Origin of the sequence: Microcystis aeruginosa LEGE 91341 (genome assembly GCF_015206885.1) — a bacterium.
Lineage (GTDB): Bacteria > Cyanobacteriota > Cyanobacteriia > Cyanobacteriales > Microcystaceae > Microcystis > Microcystis aeruginosa_H.
The window spans coordinates 1-5,010 of record NZ_JADEXY010000203.1 but is presented as its reverse complement, the minus strand read 5'-3'; the positions used below and the strand labels follow the sequence as shown (position 1 = coordinate 5,010).

Sequence of the window (5,010 nt, the reverse complement as noted above, 5' to 3'; positions counted from 1 at the left end):
CCACACCCCAACCCCAATAAAAAATTCTCCCTAAAGGCACTTAAGCAGTCTTTAACCCTTATGTGCTAAAATTTTTGAAGATTTTGCTATTCATTTAGGTTCAATCAGGGATCACAGCCTTTTCAGGGAAATTTTATGACAAGTAACTACGGCGCGGAACAGATACAAGTTCTCGAAGGGTTAGAACCAGTCAGGAAGCGGCCGGGGATGTATATCGGTACGACCGGTCCGCGGGGACTACATCATTTAGTCTATGAAGTGGTGGACAACTCGATCGATGAGGCCCTAGCGGGTTACTGTACTCATATCGAAGTGGATATCAAGGCCGATGGTTCCGTCAGCGTCACCGACGATGGCCGGGGTATTCCCACCGATGTCCACCCCACCACGGGTAAATCTGCCCTCGAAACCGTTCTCACTATACTTCATGCCGGCGGTAAATTCGGCAGTGGTGGCTATAAAGTGTCGGGGGGGTTACACGGAGTCGGTATTTCCGTCGTTAATGCTCTTTCCGCATGGGTCGATGTGACAGTTTGGCGCGATCGCAAAGTACATATCCAACGCTACGAAAGAGGTATCCCCGTCACAGAATTGGTCAGCAGTCCCAGTCAAGAGGAAAAAACGGGAACTAGGGTTAATTTCCTGCCAGACACCGAAATTTTTAGCCAAGGCATCGAATTTGATTACAGTACCCTCTCCGGACGTTTGCGAGAACTAGCCTACTTAAATGCCGGTGTTAAAATCACCTTTAGCGATTACCGTCCCGAAGAACCCCACATCGAAACCTATTGTTATGAGGGGGGTATTAAAGAATACGTTGCCTATATGTGTCGGGAAAAAGAAACTCTGCACAAAGATATTATCTATGTATCGGGGGAAAAGAACGGAATTAATATCGAAGTGGCGTTTCAGTGGTGTATAGATGCCTATAGCGACAATATTCTCGGTTTTGCTAATAATATCCGCACCATTGACGGGGGAACTCATCTAGAAGGATTAAAAGCAGTTCTGACTCGTACTTTAAATAATGTCGCTCGTAAACGCAATAAAATTAAAGAAAACGAGCCTAATCTAGCGGGGGAAAACGTCCGTGAGGGTTTAACCGCCGTTATTTCCGTAAAAGTCCCCGAACCGGAATTTGAGGGACAAACCAAGACCAAATTGGGTAACACTGAAGTGCGGGGTATTGTTGATTCCCTGGTGGGGGAAACTCTCAACGAATACCTAGAACAAAATCCCCAAGTGGCCGACACCATTATCGAAAAAGCAGTACAAGCGTACAAAGCGGCGGAAGCAGCCCGACGGGCCCGGGACTTAGTACGACGGAAATCGGTTCTGGAATCCTCACCTTTACCGGGTAAATTGGCTGATTGTAGCGAAAGAGACCCGGAAAAGTCAGAAATTTACATCGTCGAAGGGGACAGCGCCGGTGGTTGTTTTCATGGTGATACAGAAATCGCCCTTGTCGATGGACGCAACCTCAGTTTTAAACAGCTAGTGACCGAACAAGCCCAAGGAAAGGAACATTTTTGTTATACCATTCGTGACAATGGCACGATCGGGGTTGAACGAGTTATTAATGCCCGCATCACCAAAAAAGACGCAGAAGTAATTAAAATTACTCTCGATCATGGTGAAGCGATTATTTGTACTCCTGACCATCTTTTCCTGTTAAGAGATGGTAGCTATAAACCTGCTGCGGCTTTAACTCCAGAAGATGCTTTAATGCCTTTGTATCGGAAATTGTCCGATCTTCGTGACCCCGGAATCACCATTAACGGTTATGAAATGGTCTGGAATCCCGCTTCCGATTCTTGGTTGTTCACTCATGCGATCGCTGATTGGTATAATCGTTGGCAGGGAATTAACACGATCAAGAAAACTTACTATCAAAAAACCCTAGCGACCTTAAAACAAATTGAGATCGATCGAGGTTATATTGATTTGGAAGCTTATCAAAAATATCGGCTTCAGACGCGGGATAAATCAATATTGCGATTCGATTCTTTCTGCGATCGCTACTTTGATGGTGATAAAAATAAAGCCTTAGAAGCGGTGGCTAATTACAATCATCGAGTTGTGGCGATCAAGCGATTAGAAACAAGATTCGATGTCTATGATATCGAGGTTCCTCATACCCATAACTTTGCCCTTGCTTCCGGCGTTTTCGTCCATAACAGTGCCAAACAGGGGCGCGATCGTCGTTTTCAAGCGATTCTACCTCTGCGGGGAAAAATCCTCAATATCGAAAAAACCGATGATGCCAAAATCTACAAAAATACGGAAATTCAATCCTTAATTACAGCCCTCGGTTTAGGAATTAAAGGAGAAGATTTCGATCCCTCACAATTGCGCTATCATCACATTGTTTTAATGACTGATGCTGATGTGGATGGCGCCCACATCCGAACTTTGTTGTTAACTTTCTTCTATCGTTATCAGAAGAATTTAATTGACCAAGGTTATGTATATATCGCCTGTCCTCCTCTCTATAAATTGGAACGCGGTAAAAATCATTCCTACTGCTATAGCGATCGAGAATTACAGCAAAAGATAGCGGAATTTCCCTCTAATGCTAACTACACAATCCAACGTTTTAAAGGGTTAGGAGAAATGATGCCCCAACAACTTTGGGATACTACCATGAATCCCGAAACTCGCACTTTAAAACGGGTGGAAATCGAAGACGCAGCCAAAGCAGAGGAATTATTTACGATTCTTATGGGCGATCGAGTTGCCCCCCGGCGAGAATTTATCGAAACCCACGGACCGCGTTTAAATCTTACGGATTTGGACATTTAAACCGTAACTTCGGAGGGCGCAGGTTGCTTGCGCCCCTACAGTAACGGATTTTGTCCACAATGTAGGGGCGAACTGCGTTCGCCCAAAACGTACATTATCAAAGCGCAAGTCCCTAACTACCTGAGATCGATCGAAATGGGATTTAATAAAAATAAGGCCGCATGACTAGCCATTTCTGCGGATAAATAAATCTTTTTATATTTAATAATCCCCGTTTCTAAAAAAGAATCCCTTAACATAGCTTTTGTCCCACTATTAAAGTCGGCTTCGTAAAAAACTTCTTTAATTCCCGAAGAAATAATTAGCTTTAAACAGGAAATGCAGGGTTCTAAAGTAACGTAGATACTAGCACCTTGGGTAGAAATACCGTGTTTAGCCGCTTGAGCGATCGCATTAGCTTCGGCATGAATTGCCCGAGAGGGAATTTCTCCGGATTCCCGACAGGTTCCCAAACCGGGATAACAAAAACCCTGGGCAGTACAATGAACCGTTCCCGATGGAGAACCATTGTAACCCGTGGCTAAAACTTGCCGATCTTTGACAATTACCGCACCGACGGGAAAAGCTAAACAGGTGGATCTGGTGGCGGCTAATTTAGCGATCATCAAAAAATATTCGTCCCAAGTCGGTCTTTTTTCTTCAGAGTTGATCACGGTTTCATACCAAGCTAGAAAAAGCGAAAAAGAGGGGTTTATCTCTGATAGCTTATCATTAGTTGACCTCTAAACCAATTAAAGCACTACCCTGACTACCGATCGCGTAGTCAATGTGGTCACCAGCCTCTTCTAACTGATAACTGCTCACTGATTAAGGACTAGCATAAAAACCGAAAAAACCTCAAAAAATTAATAATAATTTAAATAATTTGACTGCTTGAGAATAATTGAGATTCTGGCTAATAGCTAAACCCTGATGATCGGAAAAATAACAGAAATTCTTAAGAAGCCAAAGGGGTTAAATCCCCAGAGAGGGCATTGTAGAATGAAGCGGTTAGTTATCTACTAGAAGAGAGGACTTTTCCATCCTAGCGACGCAATTCTATGGAAATCTTTAACCCAAATTGCCAAGGAGACTGAGTTTTAATGTCTATTAATTTTCTAGGGGTTGGTTTGTTTCACCCTCTCCTGACCCCTTATCTCGCCCTCCACATTCCCGACGGCTTTTTGAGTCCATCGGTGAGTCTATTTACTTGGATAATTGCCGTTGTCCTGATTGGCTTTTCTCTTAAAAAAGTGCGCGGTCACTACGCTGAACGGGCTGTACCTTTGATGGGAGTTTGTGCCGCCTTTATTTTTGCCGCCCAGATGATTAATTTCCCCATTCCGGGGGGAACCTCCGGACATTTGTTAGGGGGGACTCTCGCGGGGGTTTTACTCGGTCCCTGGGCGGGTTCTCTGGTGATGGCGGTGGTTTTTATCGTGCAGGCTTTATTTTTTCAAGATGGCGGTTTAACGGTTTTAGGGGCAAATATCGTCAATATGGGTCTGATCGGGACGTTTGGCGGTTATTATCTCTATCTGGGGATTAGAAAAACCCTCGGTTTTAATAGTTGGCGCAGTATGGCGATCGCTGTTGCCGTGGCTGCTTGGACAAGTGTAGTGGTGGCGGCGTTAGCTTGCGCCCTGCAATTGGCTTTATCTGGCACTGTACCGCCTTTAGTCGCCCTTTTTGCCATGTTATCTTGGCATATCCTCATCGGTATCGGGGAAGCGGTGATTACCGTTTTCGCTGTCGGTTATATCTGGCGAACCCGTCCCGATATTCTCTACGATCCGCCCCATTCCGTTAATACTTTTGTTTCTCCTTCCTAAGCTTCTCGTCAATAAAGCAATTAAGTCGATGAATATTCGCAGAAATAGCCAATTTTTCCTGATTGGTTTGGTATTATCTCTAATTATTGCCGTTTTTCTTTCTCCCTTTGCCAGTCCCGATCCCGACGGACTCGATCGAGTGGCGGAAGACTTACAATTTAGCCAAAAAGAAGACCCTAACGCCCTTGGCAATCAATTACCTTTCGCCCGAATTTTTGATGGTTATGCCCTCAAAGGTGTTCCCCAAGGTGTCGCCACTCCCCTCGCCGGTTTTCTGGGAACTCTTGCCACTTTCGGCATCGCTTGGGGTATCGGTAAATTAGTCATTCCAAAATCCCAAAATCAGGAATAAAGAGATAGGAGTCGAGAAGTGGGGTAGTGGGGTAGTGGGGTAGTG

Annotated in this window: 4 protein-coding genes; 3 read left to right on the top strand and 1 reads right to left on the bottom strand. The window is 44.7% G+C overall.

All coding sequences use genetic code 11. The features are described 5' to 3' along the window. The first annotated feature begins 135 nt into the window (after nucleotides 1-135). Nucleotides 136-2,802: a DNA topoisomerase (ATP-hydrolyzing) subunit B gene (gene gyrB, locus IQ234_RS19785; protein ID WP_193958331.1), complete on the top strand. Its 2,667-nt coding sequence runs from the start codon at nucleotides 136-138 to the stop codon at nucleotides 2,800-2,802. 116 nt (nucleotides 2,803-2,918) lie between these two features. Here gyrB and IQ234_RS19780 read toward each other — a convergent pair whose 3' ends face one another. Continuing rightward, on the bottom strand, nucleotides 2,919-3,455 hold the full coding sequence (locus IQ234_RS19780) for a deoxycytidylate deaminase (protein WP_043995593.1): 537 nt from the start codon (nucleotides 3,453-3,455) through the stop codon (nucleotides 2,919-2,921). Nucleotides 3,456-3,884: 429 nt separating this feature from the next. On the opposite strand from IQ234_RS19780, the gene IQ234_RS19775 reads away from it, so the two are divergent. Both IQ234_RS19775 and IQ234_RS19770 read left to right on the top strand, forming a co-directional pair. Then, nucleotides 3,885-4,613: an energy-coupling factor ABC transporter permease gene (locus tag IQ234_RS19775; protein WP_193958330.1), complete on the top strand. Its 729-nt coding sequence runs from the start codon at nucleotides 3,885-3,887 to the stop codon at nucleotides 4,611-4,613. Nucleotides 4,614-4,641: 28 nt separating this feature from the next. Further along, nucleotides 4,642-4,965: a PDGLE domain-containing protein gene (locus IQ234_RS19770; RefSeq protein WP_193958329.1), complete on the top strand. Its 324-nt coding sequence runs from the start codon at nucleotides 4,642-4,644 to the stop codon at nucleotides 4,963-4,965. Nucleotides 4,966-5,010 lie beyond the last annotated feature (45 nt).